1 pseudogene is annotated in these 821 nt (G+C 62.5%); it reads right to left on the reverse strand.

Going from position 1 to position 821, the window contains the following annotated elements:
• Positions 1-559: 559 nt before the first annotated feature.
• Positions 560-821: pseudogene (locus U5A65_RS40670) on the reverse strand (LysE family translocator); the annotation flags it as partial.

Consider the following 821-nt stretch of genomic DNA (forward strand, 5'->3'; position numbering starts at 1 on the left):
CGGTTGTCGCGCCAGCACCGGGGCGTACGCGTCGAAGACTGTCGGGAAGAGAGGGTTCCGTCCCTGCCGTCGGGCCATCCCCATCGCGGCTTTCTGAGCGGGTAGGGTTTGATCCCGCTCGCTTGTTGACTCCAGACTGCGTCGCGGTACTGGCCACCCGGTACGAGCGTGCATTGCCACCCGTTCTCCAGTGGTACCTCGAGGGTGTTCCATCGTGGGAAAGGCATGGGCATGGCATGTCCGTCGTCCGTGAGGCACAAGGCCGGCATACGTAACACGCGTACTGACGCCTGACCTTGCGTCATGTCGACGGTTGCACGACGTTGAATTGGATGGCACTGAAGGTTGTGCCTATCGTTGAACTCGTCACGTTCACGGATGGCGTGATGAGGACCACTCTGGCTTGCCGCCTACGCAACGAAGGCTTTCCCAGTGCAGTGCGGTGTGCACAGAGCCGAAGCGCTGCAGCGCCTCGCTGGCAAGGCTGGCAGCTAATGGCTCAGAATCGCCGAACTCGTTCCGCCGCAGCAGGCCTGAGCCTGCAAATGGCGCGATTGCTTTAGTGGGCGAGCGCCCACATGAGCGACACGGAGAAGGCGCCCACCACGACGGACGCGCAACGCTGGAAGAACGCCGGACGAATGAACGGCGCACGCCCATTGCGCGGCGCGGCGCCGATGGCGATCCATGTCATGCCAATGGGGACGAGCAAGACCGCGAAGACCGCCATGGCCTGGAACCACATCGAAACGCTCTCGAATGCCATAGGCGGAAAAATCGACCCGGCGAACAAAATGGCCTTGGGGTTGAGCACGGTGGCA

Source organism: Paraburkholderia sp. J10-1, from assembly GCF_905220165.1.
In the GTDB taxonomy this organism is placed as follows: Bacteria; Pseudomonadota; Gammaproteobacteria; order Burkholderiales; family Burkholderiaceae; genus Paraburkholderia.